Raw genomic sequence first — 25,883 nt, forward strand, 5'->3', positions numbered from 1 at the left:
AAATGTTTTTTATCCGGAAAAAGTATTCTCCGTTATTTATAAAGTATATACTTTTTTAAGATGTTTTGTGTGGATGCGTTTCAGCTCTTTGCCGGATTTCTGACATATTTCTGTTCTAGTTTATATTTATACAACCAAACGAAACATGGATACCATGCTCAGAAGGAATTTAATTTACTTTTTAGTATCAGTGGTTGCACTGGCTTCGTGTACGCCCAGGAAGACCGATCAACAGACAACATCAGCAGACACTACGGCACACATCAGCGATGACTCGTTACTCACACTTGTAGAAGCCCGAACCTTTCAGTATTTCTGGAACGGTGCAGAGCCTACCAGTGGCGCTGCCCGTGAACGCTTTCATGCCGATAACGTCTATCCGGAAAATGATAAACACATTGTTACTTCCGGAGGAACAGGTTTTGGTGTGATGGCTATTCTTGTTGGCATTGAGCGCGGGTTCATTACACGTGAACAAGGCCTCGAACGACTCACACACTTTATAACATGGCTCGAAAAAGCAGATCGCTTTCACGGTGTATGGCCCCATTGGTGGAATGGTGAAACGGGTAAAGTAAAACCGTTCAGTCCGAATGATAATGGCGGTGACCTGGTTGAGACATCGTACCTGTTGCAAGGTTTATTATGTGTACGACAATACTTCAAAGAGGGTAATGAACAAGAGAAAGCATTAGCCGGTCGTATTGATAAACTCTGGCGCGAGGTTGAATTCGACTGGCATCGTAACAACAAACAGAATGTTTTATACTGGCATTGGTCACCCGATAAGGCGTGGGTTATGAACTTTGCAGTAGAAGGTTATAACGAATGTCTCATCATGTATATACTGGCAGCGGCCTCGCCAACGCATGGGGTACCCGCAGAAGTATACCACGATGGTTGGGCGCGTAAGGGAGGTATACGTAACGATTCAACGCATCAGCAATATGGTTATCACCTCGACCTTCGTCACAACGGTGCGCAACAATATGGAGGTCCGTTGTTCTGGTCTCATTATTCATACCTTGGGCTGGATCCGCATAATCTCAAAGATCGCTATGCTGATTATTGGACACACAACCGTAATCACACCTTGATTAACTACAGATATTGCGTTGAAAATCCGAAGCAGTATAAAGGCTATGGTGAAAACAGTTGGGGATTAACTGCCAGCTATTCAATCAACGGTTACGCTGCTCACAGTCCTGCTGAAGATTTAGGAGTTATTTCTCCTACAGCCGCGCTTTCTTCATTTCCTTATACACCGGAAGAGTCCATGAAAGCCTTGAAACATTTTTACTTTGATCTTGGAGACAAGACATTCGGTGAGTACGGTTTCTATGATGCTTTCAGTGAACATCACAACTGGTACCTGCCGCGCTACCTGGCTATTGATCAAGGTCCTATAATTGTGATGATCGAAAATCATCGTTCAGGCTTGCTATGGAAATTATTCATGTCAGCCCCCGAAGTACAGCAAGGTCTTGATAAACTCGGCTTCACGAGATAATGTTTATGTGTTTTAAGTGTGTAGGTGTGTACGTGTTTATGTTTGAAAGTTGATATATGTTTACGTTCGGTTGTGTTAGGGTGCTGCCGTGTTAATGTGTTGAAGTATACACACGACTACACGTAGCATCTATACACTTAATACAACTGCATTCCTAAACACGTAAACGCCTAAACACATAAAAAGCATGCGCTTTGTTTCTTCGGGTATTCTCTTGCTGTTATTTGTTTGTTCCTGTCAGCAGCGCGATGATGCCATGTATCAGAAGGTAAAGGAGGAGTTGTCTTCTGATTTTTTTGAGACACTATATTCCAATACATATTATGATCTGCTGGATCGTATTGAGGCTGACGGATTTCTGCAGGAGTCTCGAACCGGGCAGTATGATGGCATGTATGCTCGCACAGTGGGAGCAATGGTTCCGTTATTGCTGGAGACAGGTGAATTAACGCATGCTGAACATTTAATTAACTGTGTCTTTGATGCCATGACTACCAATGGCATGACGCGTGTGCCACATGTATTGGATCGAAAGCAATACCTCGATAAACCGGCAGATTCTGTTAACAACCCGTATCGGATTGTAGGGCGCACAGACCAGATCGATGGACAAGCGCACGTCATCCTGGCGTGGGCAAAATTAGCATTATACCGCGGCGAAACGAGTTTTGAAAATCGCACATGGCGTATAGCCGCTGCGTTGATGGACAGATCAGTTACAAAGCCTTACTTTGGCCTGGAAGAAAAGGGAGCCATTCCTGATCTGATCTATAATTATGCCTTTGAACATTCGCGACTAGTACCGAGCAGCTATAATTTACTGACGCAGTGTTTTGTCGGAGCTGCGCTTGAGTCTATGATCGCAGTGGCCAAACGCAGAGGCGAAAGCGATGCAGCTTCCCGCTGGCAACAGAAACTGGATATACTTCGGGCTGGCATTGAGAAACACTTTGTGCAAAATGCCGATGGTAAAGATGTTTACTATGAATTGTTGCTGAATGAAAACAATGAACATATACCTTTCCACGGAATGGGTTGGGTAAACTTATCACCGGTAGCGGCACAGTGGGAACCGTTGCGTCATGATGTTATGGTAAATACGGTAGCAGCGTTACGAAGAAGTATACAGACATGGAATGGTATAAAATGGATGCCTACGGATTCATGGCCCACTGGTGAATTCTACGGGCAAATGATTGGTAAAGGTATAGCATGGGAAATGGAGTATGCCGCACGTGAAAAGGAGTGGACAAGATTACATGAGATATGTTCGATGCTACGGATTATCCAGCACCAACAGCCTATATACATGGAGAATGCATACCTCGCGAACGGAATGCAGCAGGATATATATACTTTAACCAAAGCGGAACTGAAGAACCTGGAACAAGGTGTTTGGAAGATTGTTGATCCCGGCAATGGTGAGCAGGTAGCGTGGTGGTGCTGGGCAATGGCCCGACTTCGAAAACAAATGCGACTTCCGGTTGTACCAAAAAGAATTACGCCACTCACAGCAGATTCATCTCGCGCGTTAAACAAAAGTAGACACGGTTTGATCTACTCGTATTTCCGGAGCGATAAAAATAGTAAGCCCTTTCATTGGATAAATGATGTACCCACGATGGTAGAACCACAGAGTCAAATGCATGTGCCGGAAGCTCTTTCGGACGAAACATTCGGCTTGGCGTGGAAAAGCTATATAGCTATAGATGCTGATCACGATTATCGATTCTTTTGCTACGCGGCAAACTCCATGCGTGTATTAATTGATAATGATATTGTGGAGCAGGGCAGAGCCATCTATTTAACGAAGGGATACCATGCGATAACATTTCAATATGACCATGTATTGCCAGATGAATCAATCGAAGTGTATTTTCAGCAAGGTGATCAGCCGATCCGTGAAATTCTCCAACCTGAGAAGTTGTTTTATTCCGTGTCTACGCGAGAACGCAGCGCTCCACCGCTGATTGACCCGGCTATACCGGAGATTGAAACAGGAGAGTCTATAACTGTCTCGCTGCAAGCCTTTGACTCAACAGCACGTATATACTATACATTGGACGGAAGTGAGCCGACAGATAATTCAGCCCGGTATACAAAGCCTTTCAAAATAGGTCACGCTACGGTAGTGAAAGCTGTTGCGATTCAGGAAGGACTAGAGAGAAGTGAAACTGCTCTCGTCCATTACGAATCTATACCGAAGAAAATGTTGGTAACACTTCAATATCTACCGCATGCTAACTATACTTCCCGCGGACAAAAAACGCTAACCGACAAACTTACCGGTTCACTACACGGTCGTGACGGTCGTTGGCTTGGATTTGAAGGAACGGATTTCAATGCCGTGCTCGATCTGCGAAGTATAAAGGAAGTAAAATCGGTTAAAATTAATTTTCTGCATGATCAATCTGCATGGATCTTTGCACCGGTCAAAGTATATTTCTCCCTATCGACCGATGGAAAGAAATATAAACCTGTGTTGCAGGAGGAGTTCGATGCCGTCACAAAGGCCGAGAAATCTACTATTAAAACATATGAAGCGATCTTGAGAGAAAAATCAGCGCGGTTCATCCGTATAGAGGCAAAAAATGCCGGTCCTATGCCGACATGGCACTCTGGAGCTGGTGGTAAGGCTTGGATTTTTGTGGATGAGATTGAAGTTGCTACAGATGATCAGTAATTGAGTTGTTGAATTTATAATCCTTATAAAGTAAATGTTTGCTCCATGACGGGCGAGGTTAGTCCATTCGGACAGTACTATTAAAAATTATTTATCGTTATGGAACTTGATTCTTGTTGTCACGTAAAATCAAGCAATATTCGTTAATGAACCCACTCAAATCGTATGCATGTATTTTTTAAATTGCCGTTAACGCTTATAGTTCTATGTGTGACGATCTCTGGTACAACGTTACAGGCGCAAGGCTATAGATTGTCAGTTGACATGCGAATGCTTCATCAGCCCGAATCGGTCGCGATAGGAGGAAGGCGAATGATTTATTATGAGCTCGTGCTTACAAATTTTTCCAGTGATACAATAGCGCTCCAAACCCTCCGTGTGGTCACGGTGCGTGACTCAGTTCTGGTTGCTTCGTTTACTTCTGAAGATTTAAAAAAACGATTTGCGAATATCCCGACCGTTGCAACAGGAAATCCGGATACGTTATTACTGCGTCCGGGCGCTGCCAGTATACTATACATTGAGATTGCTGGTGAAAAATTAACCGATCCAATACGTCATGTGATGGAAGGAACGCTGCTTTCAAGAGGAAAGAAGTCCATGATTCGAATACAGGACGAAGGTTGGACAGTGAAGCATACTCCCATTATTCTTGGCGCACCGTTGCGCAATGGTCCGTGGGTAGCTATATATGATCCTGCATGGGCACGTGGACATCGCCGGGTAATCTATACCATGAATGGAAAAGCTCGTATACCCGGGCGTTTTGCTATTGATTTCATACTGCTCAACGACAAAGGACAATACACCAAAGAGAATGAAGACGTTATTGCCAACTGGTATGGCTATGGTGTTGATGTTCTTGCGGTAGCAGACGGTACAGTTGTTACAGTGCGTGACGATTTTCAGGAGGTCAAAACAGTTTCAGCACATCCTGCAGTACCCGCTGAAAAAGCTACCGGTAACTATATTGTGTTGGACATCGGCAATAACCATTTCGCATTCTACGAGCATCTAAAACCTGGTAGTATACGCGTAAGACCCGGACAAAAGATACGAAAGGGTGACGTAGTCGCTTCACTTGGTTTTACAGGACAAACGACCGGACCTCACCTTCATTTTCACGTTGCTGATCGTAATTCTCCCTTGGGAGCAGAGGGTATACCTTTCGTCTTTGAGAGCTTTAGTCAACTTGGAGTATATAACGATCTCAGCAGAATGGGACAGCACCGTTGGGACACCTCCGGAAATAGTAATGGGAAAAAGATTGCCAACGAGCGCCCTGTACCGAACGCGGTTGTTCAGTTTACAAAGTAAAGAAGTTAATACGATCTGGTGGCAATACAATTTGCGAGTATAGCTGGAAGACTATCAATACGGGTATATTTTATGTCTCCACCACTGCTGTAGAATATATACTTATTGTCTGGCGAAATATAGGGGCAATAGTCGCGGGAGCTCGTGTTAATGGCCTCATTAAAATGATCAGGCTCTCTCCAGCCATTTGTTGTCTTTACCGACCAGTATAGATCAGCCTTGCCGAGACTGCCGCGTCTGCCGGATGAAGTAAATATCAATGCAGCACCATTTGCTGTTATAAAAGGATCATACTCCGATTGACTTGTATTGATGGTACTGCCCATATTTCGAGGTTCAAGAAAGATGTTGTTTTGGTATTCGCTAAAGTATATATCCTCTTCTCCATATCCACCCTTGCGGGATGAAGCGAAGCAGGCATCGCCCTTTCTTGTAAAGGATATATAGTATTCATCCTCTGGAGAGTTGAGTTCCTTCACATGAACGGGTTGCGACCACTGTCCGGAGCTCAATAGCTTAACTTTCCAGATATCGTAGTCTTTCGTTGTATCATTGGAATGTGTCGGCCTGGTTGAAATAAAATAAAGTTCACCGGCAGGAGAGAGGGCCGGGTCTGCATCGGAGTAATTTGTATTGGAAAATGAAAGCGGAGCAGGTATGGACCACCCGTCTTTTAAGTAAACGCTATAGTATAGCTGTGAACGCTTATTGACGGAACGGGTAAAGTAAAAGGATTTTCCATCTGTGGAGAACGCAGCGTTGAATTCCAGTGAATCACCAGAAATGATACCAGGGGCAAAGGATTGCACCTTCTCTGCATGCGGCTGAGCGCATACTCTTGCCGTTGTAACGATCAAAAACGAAAGGAAAAACAGTCTGATCATAACCTCATTTATTAATGACTCCACGAGTAATAATTATGATCTGTATCCAGTACAAAATCTGTCCGGTGATATAGTTTGTTGCCGATCGTATTTGATTTAGCAGTCTCAAGCAACAATGCCGCAGCCTTGGTCTCACGGGTAAGTTGTTTCGCACGATCGATCAGTTTTACAGAAACTTTCAACCCGCGAAAGGAGGGATGCACATACAGGTCGTTCAGCAACCAAAGTCTTTTCATTCGCACAGACGATAACAACGGGTACAACTGAACAAATCCCATAAGTGTGTTGTCCGTGGCGCGTGCAATGTATATAACGGAGTCGCTGGATGACAAGCGGTCAGCGAGAAATGTCTCGCTGCCGGGTATATCACTGGGATATTGATAGAATACACGATACTCGTCAAATAAGCGGGCCAGCGGTGTAATGTCTTGCGCGGTAGCTTGGTGAATGGTCATTGTCTTTATACAGTTTTGATCAAGCGGTGTTGGTAAAGTATATATCAGGGTGTTATGCGGTGTGACGTATTTGTCATATTCATTTCCCAAGTCTTGCCTTTGTCCGGTGAAAACGCTTGGCTCCATATGGGGTTATTGGGATCAGTCTTGTCCCATTTAAACATCACCAGGATTGGCTTACCCTGAAATATATCTTTGCAGTAAAATGTACCCACACTTCCTTCAAAAGAACCTACTACCGGAGGATCGAGTACACCTGTATTGCTATCGACCCAATACAAACTCCATAATTTTGTCTGCGGGTTGAACAGACGCAACGTGAGGCCTTCGTACGGCTTGTCATTTACCTGGTTATACGATGTCCGGTAAATATCAATGTTGGCAATACCATTCAGCATCGGACCGAAGTTTTCATCGTCAGATTGATACTCTACCCATTCAGTACAATTATTCAGGCGTGTCTTCAAGCGCTTGTTGTCCATGGTCCATTTACCTGCTAAAAAATCAAAGTCATTAGCAGAGGATGTCTTGGATGCCGTGATAACCAGATCGCCTTTTGCATTGATTGTTGCGTTGATCATTTTAAAATCTTTGGGTATCTGCGCGGATAGTGGCAGCGTTGTGCATAGCCCGAGTATAATGCTCAGGCTTGTAATCAGGTTGATTTTTGTGGAGTTCATACAAATATAGTTTTGCGGTTTTCCGTGTTTTGTTTTTGTACATTGATGTGTCAAAAGTAGATTATCTTTGCACCCATGCCCGGGTGCAGATTTTAACTTTCTGATGGGTGCAGTTATGATTCCAACAATTCACCATACCGACAAGCTCTTGTATGAGCAGATCTATGAATTTTACAAGACTGCCATACTACAGAAGAGATTGCCATATAATCAGCGTTTGCCTTCGTATCGTGTATTAGCCAAAGAATTAGGTATCGCGAACAACACTGTATTAAAGGCGTATGAACAACTAACGTTAGAAGGATATGTTACAAACGTTCACCGCAAGGGACTATATGTGGCGAAGATTGATCGTTCAGATTGGCAATTGCCTGTAGGCGATTTATTACCGTTGCGGAATAAAAAACCAAAAAATAAAAAGCGGTCAACTGCCTACAATACATCTATACACCTGGTGGATGAAAGTCATTTTCCTGTGAAGCAGTGGCGCAAGTGCAGTAACTGGGCGCTCGACCGTATCAGCTTTCAATACCAGGAATACGAGCAGGATGATCCACTGAAAGAGCAGTTAGTGAAATACCTGTTCCAATACCGGGGCGTACGGGCAACCCAGGAACGGCTGCTCATTGGGTCTGGTGCGAGTGCGCTTGTATTCTGGCTGGCATTTGTGCTGCGAAACACCTGTAAGAAAATTATAGTTGAAGAGCCCGGGTATACTCGTACGCGTATGTTATTCCAGGAATTTGGTTACAACGTTAAGCCTATACGCGTTGCGTCACAAGGTATTGACCTGACACAACTCAAAAAGGAGCGAGCCGATCTCCTCTATATAACACCGTCTCATCAGTATCCTACGGGGGCGGCAATACCCGTAACGCATCGCATACAACTGCTTAATTGGGCGCAGAAGAATAATGCTTATGTTATAGAAGATGACTTTGATTGTGAGTTCCGGTATAAAACCAATTTGATGCCTTCGTTACAAGGTCTTGATCAGACCAATCGTGTTATTTATATAGGTACGTTTAGCAGTGCGCTGATGCCTTCCCTGCGAGTGGCCTATGTCGTGCTGCCAGAAAATTTTTCCACTATATATGAGCCCTATAAGCATCTTACCAATACAGTACCTTATTTTACCCGCAGAACGCTGGCGCTGTTTATGGAGAAAGGTTTCTGGGAACGACATTTAAAGAAAATGCGAACGGTCTACAAAAGGAAATATGATGCCTGTATGGAAGCACTACAACGTCTGCCACCCCGGAGTATTGATTATAATCAGACTCCTTCGGGATTAAATATTCTTCTGCGTATTAACACGCGTATCAGTGAAAAGGAAATTATACAGCGAGCCCAAGCCAGCGGAATTGTTGTAACGCCTACCAGTGGATTTTATAGTGACAAAGCAAATATACCTCGTAAGCCGCAAGTGCTATTTGAGTTTGGCAGTCTGCCGCAGGAAGTTATTGCCCAGGTAGTGGACAAGCTTTACAGAGCATGGTTTTGAAGACAGTTTAAGAGCATTTGTTTTCAGTAAATGCGATTCGGAGATGATTATATTATACTAAAAAACTTGAATGCTATATTTTCAACTCCATTTTAATATCTGCAGTAACAAAGTATGAATCCTCTAATGTTACATAGTTGAAGCCGTATTGCTTATACAGTTCCTGAGCAGCCTGAAGCTGGTGATTAGAGAACAAGACAATTCTTTCTACCCCCAATTCCCTGGCTTGCGAGATGCATGCCTCGATGAGTAATTTACTGATTCCTTTTGCCCGATGATCGCGATGGACACACATTTTGACTAGTTCACACGTGTTGTTATGTTCCTTCACGAGTCCGGCAGTTCCAATAATTTCATTGTTAAGGCGAGCCAGGAAAATATACCCACCATCGTTCAAAATATACTTTTCCGGATCGTTAAGCATATCCATATCGATTTGCTCCAGGAGGTTATATCGCTCAAGCCACTCCAGGTTCAGTGCTTTAAAAGCTTGCTGATACGTGGGTTCGTATGGAATAATTTCAATAGATGTATTACTCATAGGATTGTTTCATATAAAGATTCAAATGCCCGTCATAGAGGGATTCAACCAGGTCGAATCCATGAGGTATGAATTTATCAGCCGCCCAATAGGTAGCAAGACGTGTACCTCCCGGGAGTATTGCCAGCTGATCGAGGGTATATTTCGTATACGCTTTATAGTAACCTGTATTTAATAGAACACTGTCATCGATTTTATTGTCGAAGTCTATATTCTCGTAAAACGAATTGTAGAAATAAAAAGCCTGATACTGATTAAAGTTGATAGACGTGATGTTGGCATGAATGAATTCAATATTATCCAAACTATATTTGTTTGAGAGGTTTTGAGTTAACTCAACTAACTCAGCCCGTTGTTCGATACCTGTGAAGAATCCGTTTGTATGAACAGCACCCACCATGCAAAACTTACCGGCACCCGAACCTATATCCAATACACGAGTACCCGGACTTGTTACCAGAAATTCCGATGCTGCTTTGGCCACTGAAACAGGTGTCCAATGTTTTTCAGACAAACGTCTTATACCAGTCGGATAAATCGTATTAAACTTCTCATCCGTAACGTGAATATTTAGCTTTAGTAATTCAAATACCATTCTCTGAAGATTGTAAAGGTAGTTGTTATAGTTAAATTTCTATATGCACGCTAAAGATAAGGATTAACGCACAACTCAACGACTTTCCAGCCACTGCAAAAACGCACTTGTCTTTTCTTTCCCGATCAGTAACTTCTCGGGTGTGGCGATTGATAGTTTAACAAATAATTTTCTGGCGAAGTAATGTTCAACTTCTTTCACGGCACTGAAGTTGATCAGGTATTGTCGGTTCAGACGGAAGAACTGTTTGGTGGAAAGCGAGTTTTGTACCTGGTCTAACGACTGGTCCAGTGAGTACTCCTGCGATTGAAAAGTTACGATAGTTACCAGATCGTTCTTGATGTAGAAGTATGCAATTTGATCGGTCGGTACCGTGGTATATTTATTACTTTTAAAAACCAGGAAGTTTTTCTTGGTATCATCAAGCCCGATCTTTTTCAGAAAGGCCGACATATCCGGTTGTGCATTCTTCTGAAAGAAATTCTTGAAGGCTTCTACTTTTTCAAAAGCTTCTTCCAGTTGTTCTTTCGAGAAGGGTTTAAGAAGATAATCGATGCCATTTGTTTTGATCGCATCCATGGCATATTCACCGAATGCTGTACAAAACACAATAGGGCATTGCAGTTTTATTACTTTGAGAATCTCGAAGCATAAACCATCTGAAAGTTGTACATCCATAAATACCAGGTCCGGTTGCTCGTTGACTGAGAAATACTCAACAGCGCCCTCAACACTCTGCAAGTGCGCAACCACTTCGGCATCCGGTCTTATTTTTGAAATCATGGCGGCTAAAGATTTAGCTGCCTTCAGTTCGTCTTCAATGATGATGATCTTCATGAATGATGGGAAGTTTTACTATAAATAAATTCTCATTGACGGATATCTCAATTCCTTTTTCTTCCAGGTGCTGATAGCGCTGGTTGATATTGGCGAGTCCTAATCCCGTAGATGCCTCTGGTGTTTTCTTGGGCTGCAGATTATTTTCAATGACTATATATTGCTGATCGGAGTATATTCTTACTTCCAGAGGGCGATTCAGTGACACTACATTATGTTTGATACAATTCTCCACCAATAGTTGCAAGGTAAAGGGCGGAATGAAAGAATCCTTGTGAGCGTCATCGATGCGTACGGATAACACAATTCCATCTTCAAACCGCGCTTTTAGCAGGAACAAATAAGAGTTCAATATCTCGAGTTCCTGTGATAGCCGGATCAGGTCGAGTTTCCTGCTTTCGAGCGTAAAGCGGTAAAAGTCGGAAAGTTTCAGAATGAAATTCACACTGCCGGCATCTCCGCTTTCCACCATATACTTTAACGTATTAAGACTATTAAAGAGAAAGTGTGGATTGACCTGTTGCTTGATCAGTTCATATTGTGCGCTGAGGTTGTCTGATTTGGTGCGCTCCAACTCGATGGCTACCTGCTGGTTGTGGTAGCTTTGATAGAGCAGGTGCAGGAACATGTAAAAGGTAAGGTTAATCAATATACCGCGTACTTCAATCATGAGCATAACCGGACCAAAGCTCAGGTGCGTCAGTAAGTATTGTTGGAGACAAGCCAGCAGAAACATGACACAGAGTCCTACCAGTAAACTTTTGAGAAGTTGTGTAAAAGGGAAGTCGCCTGCCACGCTGCGTGATGTATACTTGGGAAGGGTATATATATTATAATACCAGATGAACAGCGAGAACAAAACCGTTATGAGCGAATTGATCAGCGCTTCATACGGATTGAAATGATGCTCTGCTATTTTTGGAACGGAGGAGAGTATGCCCAGGAAAAGTGAGGACAACCAGATTATTTTATTGGATAGCTTGAATGTTTTGTTGAGCATACTTGATACCGTTCAATACAGCTGTTAAGGTACTTATCAATCACAAATATATACAGATCCTGATCGTTGGCGTAGACAATATCGACCTTGAATCCGGCATTTTGCTTTCCGAATTATCGCAGTGAATTGAAGTCAAACCGACCGGCAAGTGCTGTGTGGCCGTTGTTTTTACGCTGTACGAAGCCAATCAATTCCCAGTCTTTTGGAGAGAAGTCGGCAGGTACCATGATGGTAACGGGGCGCGAAGGTTCAAATGGAAAACGTTCGAGCATTCTTACAATCTGGATATGTGATAAGTTTCTTCCTGAATTTTCACCAGCCTTCACATTGCTTTGTGCTGTTTTCTGTACAAGTGCCAGTACAAGTTCAGCTTGTTTGTTCTGTGCTATACCTTCGTAGTTTATAGTTAATTTATTTTGATCGAGCGTACAATTCAGTTTGAGGGGGGCGGTTGACGGAGATTTCAGATTTGCGTTGATCTCTTCTACGATAGCACGTTTACTTGAGCCCACAAATTCTTTCGATCCGTTGATTACCAGTTGTGGAGTATAAAGAGAACCGGAACCTAATGTATAGGCATATTGACGTTGCCGCTCGGTAAATGCTTCCTGGCTGAATTGATCTTTCCATCCGAGGTGATTCCAGTAATCAACGTGAAAGGCAAGTATATATACCGGCTTGTCTTGAAACTCCTGCTGGATTTCTTTCAATACGGTCTCAGCCGGAGGACAGCTCGAACATCCTTCTGAAGTAAACAATTCCAATACGGCAAAACCTTGCTTGTCTATTACACTTTTTGTTTCTACCGTTTTGTCATAGTTAATACTGATTGATGCCGTGAGCATGATGCATACACCGATGGCTATGGCGAGTACTTCAATTGATTTCATAGTAGTTAAGACTTTACGTTATTAAATGATTTGATCCAAAAGTATCCGCTGGTTGTATGCTATAAAATGAAGAACAGGGTCATGCCGGCAAACTTGTACCTGAATTAGACATATTACCCGTTCAACGAATTGATGTAGTGTATTCAAGTATGAGTGTATTGTAGTAGCGTACGAGTTAGGATTGATAGTACGCTAAAATCAATTTTCAATTTGACAGCATTAGCTTCCACCGGTGGAATGCCTGGTCCGGGTATGATTTCGTCCACTTCGCCCAGATGTACATTGAAGAGAGCCCATCGGACGCTATACATTTGAACCACATTTAAACAACAAAGTCATGGAAATCAGTCAAACATCAACAAAAACAACAAAGGCCTTTGAACACGTTGCCATCGCACAAGTAGAAAAAGTAATATATACCGGTAAAACACATACCACCGGTGGGAGAGATGGTGCTTCTAAAAGTTCAGACGGTAAGCTCGATGTAAAACTATCGTCACCGGGTAGCTCCGGACCAGGTACTAATCCTGAACAGTTATTTGCAGCAGGATGGTCAGCTTGTTTTATCGGAGCAATCCGGTTTGCTGCCACCAAGTTTAACATTAAACTCTCCGGCAGTGAGACGGTAGACGCGGAAGTTGATCTCTGTAACAATGCCGGTGGTTATTTTCTGCAGGCTCGTCTGAATGTTACGCTTCCAGGCCTTTCTCCGGAACAGGCCAGTGCACTTGTAAATGAGGCACACCAAACTTGTCCGTATTCAAAGGCGACACGCGGTAACATTAATGTTACGATCAACGTGGCAAGCTAGAATGTGAGGACTAACGTCAATATATATTTCCAGATTAATTATTATATGTATAACGCAGCCCATAAAAAGAAGGTGGTGGTAATTTTGATAATCAGCGTGGTGGCCGTTTCGATTCTGACAGCCCTCACGCCACCGCTTACCAACCCGCCCGCTACAGGCGAATTTGACGGACCAGATTCCGTACAGAGAATATTGAAGCACGCGTGTTATGATTGTCATTCCAACCATACAAAACTGGAATGGTATCACCAGGTTGCTCCGCTCTCATGGAAGATATCTGCGGATGTTCTGGAAGCGAGGCGTCATCTCAACTTTTCGCATTGGGATAGTTTATCTGCTGCCGATCAACGTGCGAAGTTATGGTATGCGGTAAATATGGTTGAACAGGGAAGAATGCCACGGAGAGACTATACGCTGTTGCATCCGTCTGCCAAACTATCGGAACGGGAAGTAGGCGCGCTGAAGAATTATATAGTGGCGTTAACCAATACAAGTAAAACGCAGCCGGGGAAAACAATACTAAAACAGGTTTCCGATCAACCGGTTGTAAGAGAATCTCCGAATGGAATTCAGTACTTCAGTGATTATCTGCACTGGAAAGTTATTGTAGCAACCAATCGTTTTGATAATGGAACGATGCGGGTAATCTATGGAAATGATATTGCTGTTAAGGCGATACAGGAAGGAAACATAAATCCGTGGCCGAACGGTGCCGCGATTGTTAAAGTAGTGTGGGATGCGGGGGAGCAGGATGCAGACGGGAATATATATCCCGGAGCCTTTAACAATGTACAGTTCATGATACGGGATGACGAGCGATTTAAGAGAACAGAAGGATGGGGCTTTGCCCGGTTCAATACATCGCATCTCGTTCCGTATGGGAAGAATGTGAGTTTTGAGGTTGATTGTATGAACTGTCACCGGCTCGCTTCGGCCAACGGATTTGTTTTTGATATACCCACCAAGAAACCATGATGACTCGTATGCGTAAAAAAAGAATCAGCTATATCTTCCTGACAGTATCATTATCCTTGTACCTGCAGGCATGCGGTGATAAAAGTAATTTCCAGGTTTCTCCCGAAGATTTATATGATAGTAAAGATCTTCACGTCATTACAACCTGGTTCAACAACAGGCATCAGACGATCTCTATACTTTATGGCAATGAGCAGGCAGCATCGGTTCCTGCAAATGATATTCATGTACATCAGGTTGGGGAACGCTATACTTTGGTAACGTGGCATCAACAGGGAAACCCGTTGTGGTTTGGCGGGCAGATCACCGGACATATAACATTGATTGAGCAGGTCGACATCAATACATTAGCGAGTGGGGCTATAGAACCTCACTATAACGTTACCTATAGCGAGCGCACAGATTCAATTTCCGGTACGACCCTTGAACGGGAACGCATTGACTATATTCTTTCCCGCAAGAAGATCGAACATTTGTGATTCTATATAATCTGAAATAAACATGTTGTAAATCATAAAGGGACTTCATGAGTCCCTTTATGATGATATGTATAGGTAATTATTCTTTTAGAAGATCCGTTCCGATCATTTCCAGTTTACCGGAGATTTGTACTGTCTCTGCTGTGTTGGGATTCGTTCGTACCAATACATTGTCATTTGCTACATCAATGCCAATGGTTAGTTTATTGTCGGAAATAACAACGCGTTCACCCGCAATCTTCTCACTTGGTTTAATTTGCTTTGAAATTTTTATGTCGTACAGGCCGGTTTGCAACGTTGTGAATGATCCGGTATACTCACGATCAAAGCCGGGATCGCCGGTAATCTTTATCGTTGCGTTATTGCCATTTCGTGTAACCTTGATTTTGACGTTAAGTATATATCCCAGTTCAGTTTGCGGATCATCTGTAATTTGAATGTTGCCGGCAAATGTACCAATGTCTTCATTGCCACCCGGAGTTGCATCGTCATCATCACCGCCACAGGCACTAAAAAATGTTGCGAGCGCCAGTAAAACTGCTGCACTGTAAATTCTTGTTTTCATAATCGTAAAATTCATGGTTGTTGAGTGTTTGATAGATTCTGTATGAATGTGTACAGGCAAAGGTATCGGTGCTGTTTTGGGTGGTCAATAACATAAAATCATGGTCTTTTTCTACTGGTTTTCAAGTAGATTAGAAATCAGTTTTTTGCGGTCCTGCTATATTTTATAGCTTTGATGCTTTACGTTTTTACTCGTATGGTATATCGCTTCGTGCTTATCGGTCTTGTTATGGTTTCAGCAATGGTGTCGCACGCACAGGTTTCGTATTCGCTGGGCAATGAGGGAGCATACATAGCCCGAATGCAAAGAGAGATGGCTCAATCCGGTAATGATAGTGTGCAGGCTTATGCCTGCCTGAAGCTGTCACTGCTTTACAAACGCACAAATGATACTACGCAGGCCAGACATTTTTTAGAGAAAGGTGTTGCAGCAGGTAAGCAATATACATTTATCGAAGCGGCATCTGTTTATTATCGTGCAATCGTGCATTATGCTCCGCGCGATATTAACAACCTTGAAAAGTATATATTGAAAAGTGATTCCATGCTTGCGCGGTTTTCATACCCGGAAGCTTATCGCCTTCGCAGCATGATCTACAGCAATTATGGAATCATTCAGCAGGTGAAAGGCAATGAAAAAGGAGCGATGGATGCTTTTACAACAGCAGCCACGTTCGCTTCAAAAGTGGAAGATTTTCTCTTGCAGGGTAAAGCGTACAAATCCATGGCGATTGTGTTCATGAATGCAAACCGGAGAGACAAGGCATCATCTTATCTGGAGCAGGCGATTCAAGTGCTGGAGAAGTTGTCACCTGATAACCCGCTGAACCTTGTTGAACTCATCGAATCGTATAGTATTGCCGGTGAGAACTATATATACCAGGAAGAATATGATGTTGCGAGACGCGCCATTGACGCAGCACGCAATGCATTACAACCGTATCCTGCCTCAAATCTATACGTTGGTTTTTACTATACGGAAGGACTGTATTATGACAAGCAGAAGAAGCACGTGCGTGCGATCGAAAGCTTTGACAAGGGAATTGAATTTGCCGGGAGAGTCGGAGCTGCGCATGCGCAAAACCGGTTAACGTATGCCAAGTATAAAGCACTTGCCAACCTGAAGGAGTACCGAAAGGCCATCGTTGTACTCGAAGACTTGTTGAAGAGTCCGCTGGTATTTTTACAAGATAAGAAACTCTACTATAAAGAACTGTATAGCTGTTACACACGTCTGGGTAACGAAGAGAAGGCGTTATATTGGGCTGATCAGTACATTGTGCTAAGCGATAGCCTATACGAGATTAAATTTCAGAAAGATATTGTCGAATTGGAAACGCGGTATAAAAATGCAGAGAACGAGAAGAAGATCGCGACACTTCAGGCGGAAACGGAAAAAGCCACACTGGCATCCCGAAACACACGGCTGATAAACTGGATGCTGATACTGATCAGTATATTTCTCGGCATTACGGTGGTGTTTGCCATTATACTCTATCGAAACAGTAAACGGTTAACACAACAAATGGCGTTGCATTACCAGCAACAAATAAAGGATGGCGAACAGAAACAACAAATACAGGTAGCCAGGGCGTTGATGCAGGGTGAAGAGCAGGAACGTAAACGACTTGCGATAGATTTGCATGACGGGCTGGGAGGAAGACTGGCTGCCATCAAAACAAGATTATCGCATATAGCATCCAATCGTTCGAATGGTAATGTACACGACTTGCATTCCCTGCAGGAACAGCTGGATATATCTTCCAACGAACTTCGCAGAATTGCCCGTAACATGATGCCCGAATCGTTGCTGCAATTAGGGCTTGAGCCTGCACTGAAAGATATGTGTGAATCCATGACGTCTGCAACGACACAAATTACCTTCGAGGCGTTCGGCCTGGACAACGCATTGCCCCAGGAGAAACAGGTAAATATATACCGCATGGTGCAGGAGCTACTCACCAATGCAATCCGTCATGCAGAAGCATCTGAAATACTGGTGCAGTGCAGTCAGAATGAAAGTGTATTTTTCATAACGGTGGAAGACAACGGCAAAGGATTTACGGAAACAAATAATGCACCACGTCCGGGTATAGGTCTCGGGAATGTGCGTACGCGCGTAGAATATCTGAATGGAAAGCTGGATATAGCTTCTGCAGAAGGAGAGGGTACAACAATAAATATTGAATTTGATGTCACACGATAGAGCTCCGCTAACCATCGCGATCATAGAAGATCATCCCGTAGTGGTTGAAGGATTGCAACGTATATTAGTCAACGATCTTCCTGTTCAGACGATCCGCGAATATTATACAGGTATGGATTTTTTGGAAGATATAAAGAAAGGGAATTATTCTGTTGATGTCGTTCTGCTGGATATAACGTTGCCCGATGTAAACGGTATTGAACTATGTCGTGAAATAAAAAGTTCACTGCCCGATACTTATATTCTTGGTTTCAGCAATCATAACGACCGAAGCCTCGTAATGCAGTTACTGGCAAATGGAGCGAGCGGCTATATATTAAAGAACGCTTCGGCAGGCGAGCTTGTCGGTTGTATACTGCAGGCACTTGATGGACAGGTTGCTTTCAGCGAGGAGATAAAAAAGATCATTAGTAAACCTTCGGCGCAACAATTGAAGGCGATCCCACCGCTCACCAGGCGTGAGAAGCAAATCCTTAAAATGATAGCGGAAGGAAAGACGAGTACGGATATAGCGAAGGAACTGATGGTTAGTCCGTTTACGATTGAGACACACCGCAGAAACCTGATGCAGAAGATGGACGTGAAGAATGCAGCAGCGCTTATTCGCACGGCTACCGAACTGCAGTTGCTGCAGTGATGCTATATCTATAGTTTATAGTTGATTTTGGCCAGCAGCGGATCGCGCAGGTTAGCAAGCGCCTTGTGGAGTAAATTATATACCGACTGGGAGTTTATCTCCATGATCTGTACAATCTCCGGCACATCCAGATTTTGATAAAAGCGCAGGTATATAATTTCTTTTTGTCGTTTGGGAAGTTTATTGAGCAGCTCGGAAAATTTACTGGCTGTGTCGCGCAGAGTCTGTTCACGAATAAGATGATGTTCGATGGAGAACTCTACATCAAAGTAATAATTATCTTCGATCGGCTGTGCGTGCAGGTGCCATCTGTTCTTATGGAGCTCACGACAAATTTTGTTCCGTATACTCTTGAAGAGATACGACTTTACATATAGTGTACTGCTTAACGATTTGCGGGTTCTCCACAGCTCCATGAAAAGATCCTGCAGGCAGTCTTTCACAAACTCTGTATCCTTGGTGAATTTGGTGCCATAGGTAAACAGGCCTCGGTAGTGAAACTTCATCAGTTTCTCAAAGCTAGGCTTTAGTCCACTTCTGAATTCATCCCAAAGTTTTGTTTCCTGTTCAGGTGATAATATGTATTCCAAAGCTCAGCGTAGGGTTTAGGATTTCTAAAATTCAGTTTTTTTCATTTAAAAACAAATATTGCAACCGTTTTCTGCAAACGTTTTTTTAATGTCAAGATGACCCGTGTTCGTGTGAAAAAAAACTTTTTGGGAAAGAAGAGTAGAAAACTGCAATCGTTGTCTATACATAATTATAGTTGTCGATTGCACTACATGAATCATTATAAGTACTATTCTGTCGAAGATTTTGTTCAGGACCAGCGTTTTCGATCGTGGGTGAAAAATCCTACGCGCGAAGAGGATATAGTTTGGCGAAACTGGCTGCTTGAAAACCAGCTCAAGAGCGATACGGTTGAAGAAGCCAGGGCAATTGTTTTAGCGATTCATCCTGTTCAGCATGAATCCATTAGCGATTTTGAAATTCAACGCGAAGTTGAAAATATACTGTCTCAGATTCAAGACGATGAAGAGCCGGAGCAAGTTGATACTCCGGAAGTTCAATCAAATGTACGGCATCCGCGGTGGTATGCTGTAGCGGCTTCCATCGCAGTTGTGCTCGCTATAGGCTGGTATGGTATATATAGTAGTATACATAAGGATGATAAAGCTGATCCGCTGGCCCAAGCCGAAGTCGTAGATGATTTTATGATCGAGCGTATTAATAAGAGTGAAGATGCGCTGTTGATCAATCTGCCGGATAAAAGTTCGGTATTGCTGTCTCAAAATAGTACAATACGTTATCCGAGAGAATTCTCAGGCAATTCACGCGAAGTATATATGGAGGGCACTGCATTTTTCGAAGTAACGAAAAATCCGAAGAAGCCTTTTTATGTCAATGCCGGAAATATAGTTGCCAAAGTAGTTGGCACCAGTTTCGAGATTACCACCAACAAACAGGATGAGCAGGTAAAAGTGGTTGTTAAATCCGGAACGGTCTCTATATATACTACTCCCCAGGCATCCGGAAGTACACCCGAGGGAGAACCCAATGCAATCCTTACCCGAAATGAACAGTTGATCTACAAGGGAGGGGAAGCGGAACAAATACAACACACACGTCTCAATGCGTCATCTATAGCAGAGTCTCAAGTGCCGGATACCTATTTGAAATTTAACAGCACCCCGGTGTCCAAAGCTTTTTCGCTTCTGTCGAAAGCGTATGGCGTACGCATAAATTTTGAGCAAGCCGATATAGAAGGCTGTTCAGTTACTGCATCATTTACAGATGAATCTTTCACCACGAAAGTAGATCTTATATGTCGCTCCATTGGCGTGAAGTATGACATAGTAAATGATCAGGTGTCTATTACAGGAAACGGATGTAAAAACTAAACCACTTTAAAATCTCTATGTGATATGAAATGATTGATTTCTACCCTGCAAAAAAAAGAAGACTGATGATGTTGGCGCATCACCAGTCTGAAGTACTAAATAATAATAAAAAAACAATCCAATATATGGAAAAATTACTACATGTCCATCGTCCATTATTCTTGTTCATTATGAGAGTAGCTATCATTCCAATTTTCATTGTAGTTACGTGTACAGGTGTCGTTCTGGCAACGGAATCGAAAGGGCAGGAGGCATTAAAAAAGAAGATTTCGATCGAGGTAAAGAACCAGGAAATGCAGGTTCTCCTTTCGAAGTTGGAAGAAGTAGCCGGTATCCGGTTCATCTATAGCCCGGAAGTGATTCCCGTTCACAAGAAAGTAAGTATACAAGCAAACAACGATGCACTTGGTGAAGTGCTTCAAAAAATATTGGCGCCACACCGCATTCTTTTTGAGGCCGTTGAAAACCAGATCGTGCTGCGCAAGCAGGAAGAAGCCGAGCCGGAAGCAAATGCAGCCGATCGTATTCTTACCGGAAGAATTGTTGATGAGACAAACACACCGCTTCCTGGTGTAAGTGTACTCATTAAAGGTTCTACCATTGGTACAACAACCGATGCTGATGGAAATTATTCATTGAATATTCCGTCTGATCACGAAGGTGGTTTACTGGTGATTACGTTCATCGGTTATGCTACGCAAGAGATCACAATTGATACTCGTACTGTAATAGATATACAGATGGCTCCGGATATACAATCGCTGCAGGAAGTTGTGGTGGTGGGAGCGTCACTCAAGGAAAAAGATCTTACCGGTGCGGTTGTCTCTGTAAGCGAGAAGACTTTATCGGAGAGACCCGTTACAAGTGTTAACGAGGCGTTGCAAGGTCGCGCTGCCGGTGTATTCATACAGAACAACCCGGAGCCCGGTGGAAACGCAACAATTAGAGTACGCGGTAACAACTCCATGCAGTTTGGTGCTAGCCCTATATATGTAGTGGATGGTATTGTGATGGAACGCGACTTTAACATGATCAACCTCAATGATGTAGCTTCGATCAATGTATTGAAAGATGCATCGTCAACCGCGCTGTATGGTTCACGCGGAGCAAACGGTGTGGTGATCATTACTACCAAAAAAGGAAAGAGTGGCGAAGGTAAAGTAAGCTACGATGGCTGGTTCGGTGTACAGGAGTTTGCCAACAGACCTCCAACACTGGGCGCCAGAGATATACTCGATCTGAGAATTGCCGCCTTTGAAGATTCATCTATAGGCAGAGATTTCTTTGATGCCAACCCAACGGCTACACGCCAGGACTTCATCAACTACCTGTCTCAACCCGGTGGTCGTATTGCTGACTATGAGACAGAAACGTATGCCAATGGCAAGAGCTACGATTGGGTGGATGAGATTACACGCTCTGCATTTCAACAGAATCACTCCCTGAGTTTTTCAGGCGGTACGGATAAAGGCAGCTACTATGTAAGCTTTGGTTATGCAGATCAGGAGGGTCTTGTACAAAGCTCAGGTTATAAACGCTATACCGGTCGTGTGAATGCAGAACAAAATATGAAGAAGTGGTTGAAGATTGGTACCAACACATCATTCACGCGCTCTGAAGAAGACCTGGTGGATGGTAAAGTGTTTGGTGTCGCCAGTGGTGCAAACCCGCTGCTGCCATTCTACCACGACTCCTTGAAACTTGCCTGGGGAAATAACTGGGATGTGAACATGGAGAACCCGTTCAAGTCCCTGACGATAGATAAAGACAGATCCAAGAATAGAATCTTTACTTCAAACTATATCAGCATTAACCCGGTGAAGAACCTGACGCTTCGTACAAACTTCACCATCGACCTGATTGACCAGGAGTATTATGAGTATACACCGAGCGGCATTCAGCAGGCTATACGCGATTCGTTCAGAGGAAGAGCGGTGCATAACCTGGATCACGTGTTGAATTACCAATGGGACAATTCCATTACTTATGAAAAACAATTCGATCGTCACCTGGTAAGTGCGTTGATTGGTACAAGCATGAGCCGCAATCAGTTCAAATATACCAACCTGATAGCGCGCGATTTCCCGACAGATGATTTCGGCTATAACAACCTCGGGGCTGCTTTCGACAAAGCAAACTTCAGTCTTGGTTCAAGCATAACACAATCATCGCTCATGTCATTCTTCGGTCGCGTAAACTATGAATACGATGGTAAATACCTGGCAACGGTAACAGCACGTTACGATGGTTCTTCACGTTTTGCAGAAGGGCATAAGTGGGGATTGTTCCCATCGGTAGCATTAGGATGGAATATAACTGCGGAAGATTTTATGGCTGATCAGCAGCTCTTCAATCTCGTGAAACTCCGTGCAGGCTATGGTAGTGTGGGTAATCAGAATATTCCTGACTATTCATTCTATAGCTTGTACAACGCGTCATACTCGAATGGAAATGTATCGTGGAACTCAACCGGTCTGCGCGGTACACCGAACCTTACATGGGAAAAACAGGATCAGCTGAATATAGGTATAGATCTTGGTGTGCTGGAAAACCGTGTTCAGTTCACGGCTGAATATTTTAATATCAACAACTCGAACCTGTTGATGAGACGCTCTTTGTCTCCGCTTACCGGCTATAACCAGGCTATTGAAAATATAGGCGAGATGACGAACAAAGGTTTAGAGTTTTCTGTGAATGCATTGGTTGTCGATGCGCAGGACTGGAAATGGAATGTTACTGCTAACCTTTCAAAAGATAAAAACAAAATTACCAAGTTATACGGAAACGTAGATGCCATCTATAATTATGGAGGTTTCTCCGGAACAGAGATTCAGCGTGAGGGTAATTTCTTCCTGGGACAATCGTTGAACACCATCTATATGCTGGAGTTCGATCGCATCATCCAGGAAAGTGATATGGAATATGTGAACAGTCTTGATTTGTCTGGTAAGACTCTGAAACCTGGTGATATACTTCCGAAAGATCAGCAGCCTGAAGGTGAAGAAGGACACGGTGTGATCGATCAGAATGATAAAGTGATTATCGGTAAGAAGGACCCTAAATTCTATGGAGGCTTTACATCACAAGTGTCATGGAAAGGCATTTCTCTGAACGCAGTATTCACATACTCGTATGGAGCAAAAGCCACCAGCGGTTACTACGAAGGATTGATGAGCGGTACCGGTATGAGCGCAGCACATGAAGATATGCTTGACCGCTGGACACCGGAACATACGAACACCACTATACCACGTGCTACGTATGATGCTTCGATCCGCTATGGTGCCGGAGAAACTTCATGGGGTATACAGGATGCATCTTTCCTGCGGCTCGCGTCACTTACACTGGCGTACGATGTTCCGAAACCGATCATCAACCGCGTGGGTATTACCAACCTGAGAATATATACTACAGGAAATAATCTCACCACCTGGACGAAGTATAAAGGCTATGATCCGGAGAACGGTGACTGGTATCCTACAGCCAGAATGTTTGTACTCGGTCTCAACCTGGGCTTCTAAAAATCAATTCGACCGGTATAGAATGATTTATAGTCCATGCCGGTCATCAAACAAAAAATTAAAGCAATGAGAAAAATAACGCTATATACTACACTGCTTTTGGGATTGCTGGCAGTATCATCCTGTTCCGATTTTCTGGTGGAAGAGCCGCAGACGCAATTGACAGAGGAAGAAGTTTTTGGTGATGAAGATAATATTCGTCTGCTGGTATCCGGTTTATATACGCAATGGCGCAATACCAAACAGGATCGTGGTGGCTTTATGTTTACGCTCGGTACCGATGAAGCCAAGCAAGGCGGACAACAGGTACATGAGAACAACGTGCAGGCTGCATTGGACAAGTACGATGGTGCGTTGAACTCTACCAACTCGTCTCTGGCGGAGCAGTGGAACAAACGCTGGCCTGTAATCACGGCCGCTGCAAAGGCTGTAAAATACGCCAGCTCGAATGAGCTGAAGGCACAGGCCGCTTTTATTCGTGCAACGTTGAACTTTGAACTCGCCATGCTCTGGGGGCCTATACCGATCGTTGATCAGGACAACATGCAAGAGGCGAGACAACCCATAGCAGATGTTTTTGAATTCATCATTAAAGATCTGGAACTGGCGGTAGAACATTTGCCCACTACGCAAACCGATAAAAAGATTCCGACCAAAGGCGCAGCGCAGGCATTGCTTGGTAAAGTATATATGTACGCTCCGGAAGAATCGGGTTTCCGTAATTATGCAAAGGCGGTTGAGTATTTCGACATGGCTATACCACAGTATACTCTTCTGAATAATTATGGTGATCTTTTTACGACTACGCTCAATCAGAACTCCAGCGAGTCTATATATGCTTTCCAGTTTGTAAACATGTGGCCGGATAACAATATGGCGCAGCACCACGCAGGCTCCCGCGCGGTTGCAGACCTGGATGGCAATACATACTTCGGTGGTTATGATCTGGCGCTTCCAACGGAATATTACTATAAGAATAAAGCTGACGGTGGTATATGGGAGGATGGCGATGCACGCAAGGCTGCCAGTATACGCTATGACTTCACGTTGCCCGATGGAAGACAGCCGCAAATTACCTGGACAGGACAAGCTGACGAATTGGAACCACACACACGAAAGTTTGAGGATATACGTACACAAGGCCTTCAGAATTTCTGGTACTCAGGTGGTCTGATTTATTACCTCCGTCTGGCAGATATACTCTTGTGCAAAGCAGAATGTATGAATGAATTGGGACAGACTGCTGATGCCGTAAACCTGGTAAACACTACGGTGAGAAAGCGCGCCTTTGCAGGACTTCCTGCCGAAGACTATAGCTGGCCAACCGGTATGTCTCAATCAGACTTCAGAGCCAATATCATGGATGAAAGAATGCGTGAGCTTGGGTTCGAAGGCTGGAGAAGAATGGATCTTATCCGTACCGGTAAACTGGTGGAGTATGTGAAAGAGCGTAACAAGTGGGCGAAAGCTTCTGGTACAATTGCGAGCTATCACATGCGTTACCCGATTCCTGATTCTGAGATCAAACAGAATGAGTTTATCAATCCTGAAGATCAGAACGAAGGCTATAGATAAGTATACCAGACTTAAAGCGATGTGGTTGTCACATCGCTTTAACCTTTTTAATGCACTCGTACTTTTAAAAATATATACTCTAAATTTATCGGATCACCAAGTATACTAATTGAAATGACTTCTTCTTCTAAAAAACTTAGCGTACTCGCACGCCTGTTCTTTTTCTGTTTTGTTTTGGCAGGGACATCGTCCCGGGCGCAGCTTGTTACCATCCCCATTGAGACACATAGTAATGCCCTCGTGCTGCAGGCTGATGAAAAAAAGAATTTCAATATTTTATACTTCGGTGAAAAACTGCAGAACAGCAGTGAATATATA

23 protein-coding genes are annotated in these 25,883 nt (G+C 43.5%); 13 read left to right on the top strand and 10 right to left on the bottom strand.

Annotation, left to right across the window (positions count from 1 at the left end; translation table 11 throughout):
* The first annotated feature begins 154 nt into the window (after nt 1-154).
* The 3 genes from ACFQ21_RS28515 (at nt 155) to ACFQ21_RS28525 (ending at nt 5,510) form a co-directional block, all read left to right on the top strand.
* The gene (locus ACFQ21_RS28515) at nt 155-1,510 is read left to right on the top strand and encodes a glucoamylase family protein (protein ID WP_377585824.1); all 1,356 of its coding nucleotides are present in this window, start codon (nt 155-157) and stop codon (nt 1,508-1,510) included.
* A gap of 187 nt (nt 1,511-1,697) precedes the next feature.
* A complete protein-coding gene (locus ACFQ21_RS28520) occupies nt 1,698-4,193 on the top strand; it encodes a chitobiase/beta-hexosaminidase C-terminal domain-containing protein (protein ID WP_377585826.1) in 2,496 nt (831 codons plus the stop codon).
* 165 nt (nt 4,194-4,358) lie between these two features.
* Nucleotides 4,359-5,510: a M23 family metallopeptidase gene (locus ACFQ21_RS28525; RefSeq protein ID WP_377585829.1), complete on the top strand. Its 1,152-nt coding sequence runs from the start codon at nt 4,359-4,361 to the stop codon at nt 5,508-5,510.
* A 5-nt stretch (nt 5,511-5,515) separates the two neighbouring features.
* Here ACFQ21_RS28525 and ACFQ21_RS28530 read toward each other — a convergent pair whose 3' ends face one another.
* The 3 genes from ACFQ21_RS28530 to ACFQ21_RS28540 are packed head-to-tail and all read right to left on the bottom strand — an operon-like array spanning nt 5,516 to nt 7,529.
* Nucleotides 5,516-6,394, bottom strand: a complete 879-nt coding sequence (locus tag ACFQ21_RS28530; RefSeq protein WP_377585832.1) for a hypothetical protein — start codon at nt 6,392-6,394, stop codon at nt 5,516-5,518.
* 11 nt (nt 6,395-6,405) lie between these two features.
* Nucleotides 6,406-6,849 (bottom strand): GNAT family N-acetyltransferase, encoded by a 444-nt coding sequence (locus ACFQ21_RS28535; RefSeq protein ID WP_377585835.1) that lies wholly within the window; start codon nt 6,847-6,849, stop codon nt 6,406-6,408.
* A 44-nt stretch (nt 6,850-6,893) separates the two neighbouring features.
* Complete coding sequence (locus ACFQ21_RS28540; protein ID WP_377585838.1) at nt 6,894-7,529, bottom strand: hypothetical protein; 636 nt, start codon at nt 7,527-7,529, stop codon at nt 6,894-6,896.
* Nucleotides 7,530-7,644: 115 nt separating this feature from the next.
* Between ACFQ21_RS28540 and pdxR the strand changes: the two genes are divergently transcribed.
* On the top strand, nt 7,645-9,033 hold the full coding sequence (gene pdxR, locus ACFQ21_RS28545; protein WP_377585841.1) for a MocR-like pyridoxine biosynthesis transcription factor PdxR: 1,389 nt from the start codon (nt 7,645-7,647) through the stop codon (nt 9,031-9,033).
* A 73-nt stretch (nt 9,034-9,106) separates the two neighbouring features.
* Here pdxR and ACFQ21_RS28550 read toward each other — a convergent pair whose 3' ends face one another.
* From ACFQ21_RS28550 to ACFQ21_RS28570, 5 genes are all read right to left on the bottom strand, one after another.
* Nucleotides 9,107-9,574, bottom strand: a complete 468-nt coding sequence (locus ACFQ21_RS28550; protein ID WP_377585844.1) for a GNAT family N-acetyltransferase — start codon at nt 9,572-9,574, stop codon at nt 9,107-9,109.
* Complete coding sequence (locus tag ACFQ21_RS28555) at nt 9,567-10,169, bottom strand: methyltransferase domain-containing protein (RefSeq protein ID WP_377585846.1); 603 nt, start codon at nt 10,167-10,169, stop codon at nt 9,567-9,569. Before ACFQ21_RS28555 ends, ACFQ21_RS28550 begins: the two co-directional genes overlap by 8 nt.
* Nucleotides 10,170-10,244: 75 nt before the next feature.
* Nucleotides 10,245-11,006, bottom strand: a complete 762-nt coding sequence (locus ACFQ21_RS28560) for a LytR/AlgR family response regulator transcription factor (protein ID WP_377585848.1) — start codon at nt 11,004-11,006, stop codon at nt 10,245-10,247.
* Nucleotides 10,987-12,006, bottom strand: coding sequence for a sensor histidine kinase (locus ACFQ21_RS28565; protein WP_377585851.1), 1,020 nt, complete (start codon nt 12,004-12,006; stop codon nt 10,987-10,989). Before ACFQ21_RS28565 ends, ACFQ21_RS28560 begins: the two co-directional genes overlap by 20 nt.
* Nucleotides 12,007-12,119: 113 nt before the next feature.
* Nucleotides 12,120-12,896 carry a DUF1223 domain-containing protein gene (locus ACFQ21_RS28570; RefSeq protein ID WP_377585854.1) on the bottom strand — a complete coding sequence of 259 codons (777 nt, stop codon included), beginning with the start codon at nt 12,894-12,896 and terminating at the stop codon, nt 12,120-12,122.
* 337 nt (nt 12,897-13,233) lie between these two features.
* Here ACFQ21_RS28570 and ACFQ21_RS28575 point away from each other — a divergent pair, with 337 nt between their 5' ends.
* The 3 genes from ACFQ21_RS28575 to ACFQ21_RS28585 are packed head-to-tail and all read left to right on the top strand — an operon-like array spanning nt 13,234 to nt 15,161.
* Nucleotides 13,234-13,707, top strand: coding sequence for an organic hydroperoxide resistance protein (locus tag ACFQ21_RS28575; RefSeq protein WP_377585856.1), 474 nt, complete (start codon nt 13,234-13,236; stop codon nt 13,705-13,707).
* A 45-nt stretch (nt 13,708-13,752) separates the two neighbouring features.
* On the top strand, nt 13,753-14,682 hold the full coding sequence (locus ACFQ21_RS28580) for a heme-binding domain-containing protein (protein ID WP_377585859.1): 930 nt from the start codon (nt 13,753-13,755) through the stop codon (nt 14,680-14,682).
* A gap of 8 nt (nt 14,683-14,690) precedes the next feature.
* Nucleotides 14,691-15,161, top strand: coding sequence for a hypothetical protein (locus ACFQ21_RS28585; protein WP_377585861.1), 471 nt, complete (start codon nt 14,691-14,693; stop codon nt 15,159-15,161).
* 79 nt (nt 15,162-15,240) lie between these two features.
* Here the strand turns inward: ACFQ21_RS28585 and ACFQ21_RS28590 are convergent, their stop codons facing one another.
* Complete coding sequence (locus ACFQ21_RS28590) at nt 15,241-15,726, bottom strand: hypothetical protein (protein ID WP_377585864.1); 486 nt, start codon at nt 15,724-15,726, stop codon at nt 15,241-15,243.
* 195 nt (nt 15,727-15,921) lie between these two features.
* Between ACFQ21_RS28590 and ACFQ21_RS28595 the strand changes: the two genes are divergently transcribed.
* Nucleotides 15,922-17,931, top strand: a complete 2,010-nt coding sequence (locus tag ACFQ21_RS28595; RefSeq protein WP_377585866.1) for a tetratricopeptide repeat-containing sensor histidine kinase — start codon at nt 15,922-15,924, stop codon at nt 17,929-17,931.
* On the top strand, nt 17,918-18,568 hold the full coding sequence (locus ACFQ21_RS28600) for a response regulator transcription factor (protein WP_377585868.1): 651 nt from the start codon (nt 17,918-17,920) through the stop codon (nt 18,566-18,568). The genes ACFQ21_RS28595 and ACFQ21_RS28600 overlap by 14 nt, the downstream gene beginning before the upstream one ends.
* 8 nt (nt 18,569-18,576) lie before the next feature.
* Here ACFQ21_RS28600 and ACFQ21_RS28605 read toward each other — a convergent pair whose 3' ends face one another.
* Nucleotides 18,577-19,158: an RNA polymerase sigma factor gene (locus ACFQ21_RS28605; RefSeq protein WP_377585871.1), complete on the bottom strand. Its 582-nt coding sequence runs from the start codon at nt 19,156-19,158 to the stop codon at nt 18,577-18,579.
* 192 nt (nt 19,159-19,350) lie between these two features.
* Between ACFQ21_RS28605 and ACFQ21_RS28610 the strand changes: the two genes are divergently transcribed.
* From ACFQ21_RS28610 to ACFQ21_RS28625, 4 genes are all read left to right on the top strand, one after another.
* Nucleotides 19,351-20,469 carry a FecR family protein gene (locus ACFQ21_RS28610; RefSeq protein WP_377585873.1) on the top strand — a complete coding sequence of 373 codons (1,119 nt, stop codon included), beginning with the start codon at nt 19,351-19,353 and terminating at the stop codon, nt 20,467-20,469.
* 125 nt (nt 20,470-20,594) lie between these two features.
* Nucleotides 20,595-23,990: a TonB-dependent receptor gene (locus tag ACFQ21_RS28615; RefSeq protein ID WP_377585876.1), complete on the top strand. Its 3,396-nt coding sequence runs from the start codon at nt 20,595-20,597 to the stop codon at nt 23,988-23,990.
* Nucleotides 23,991-24,056: 66 nt separating this feature from the next.
* Nucleotides 24,057-25,565 carry a RagB/SusD family nutrient uptake outer membrane protein gene (locus ACFQ21_RS28620; protein ID WP_377585879.1) on the top strand — a complete coding sequence of 503 codons (1,509 nt, stop codon included), beginning with the start codon at nt 24,057-24,059 and terminating at the stop codon, nt 25,563-25,565.
* A gap of 114 nt (nt 25,566-25,679) precedes the next feature.
* Nucleotides 25,680-25,883, top strand: a 204-nt coding sequence (locus ACFQ21_RS28625) for a hypothetical protein (protein ID WP_377585882.1), incomplete at its 3' end; no start/stop codon positions are given.

It is taken from the genome of Ohtaekwangia kribbensis (genome assembly GCF_042676245.1).
Lineage (GTDB): Bacteria > Bacteroidota > Bacteroidia > Cytophagales > Cyclobacteriaceae > Ohtaekwangia > Ohtaekwangia kribbensis.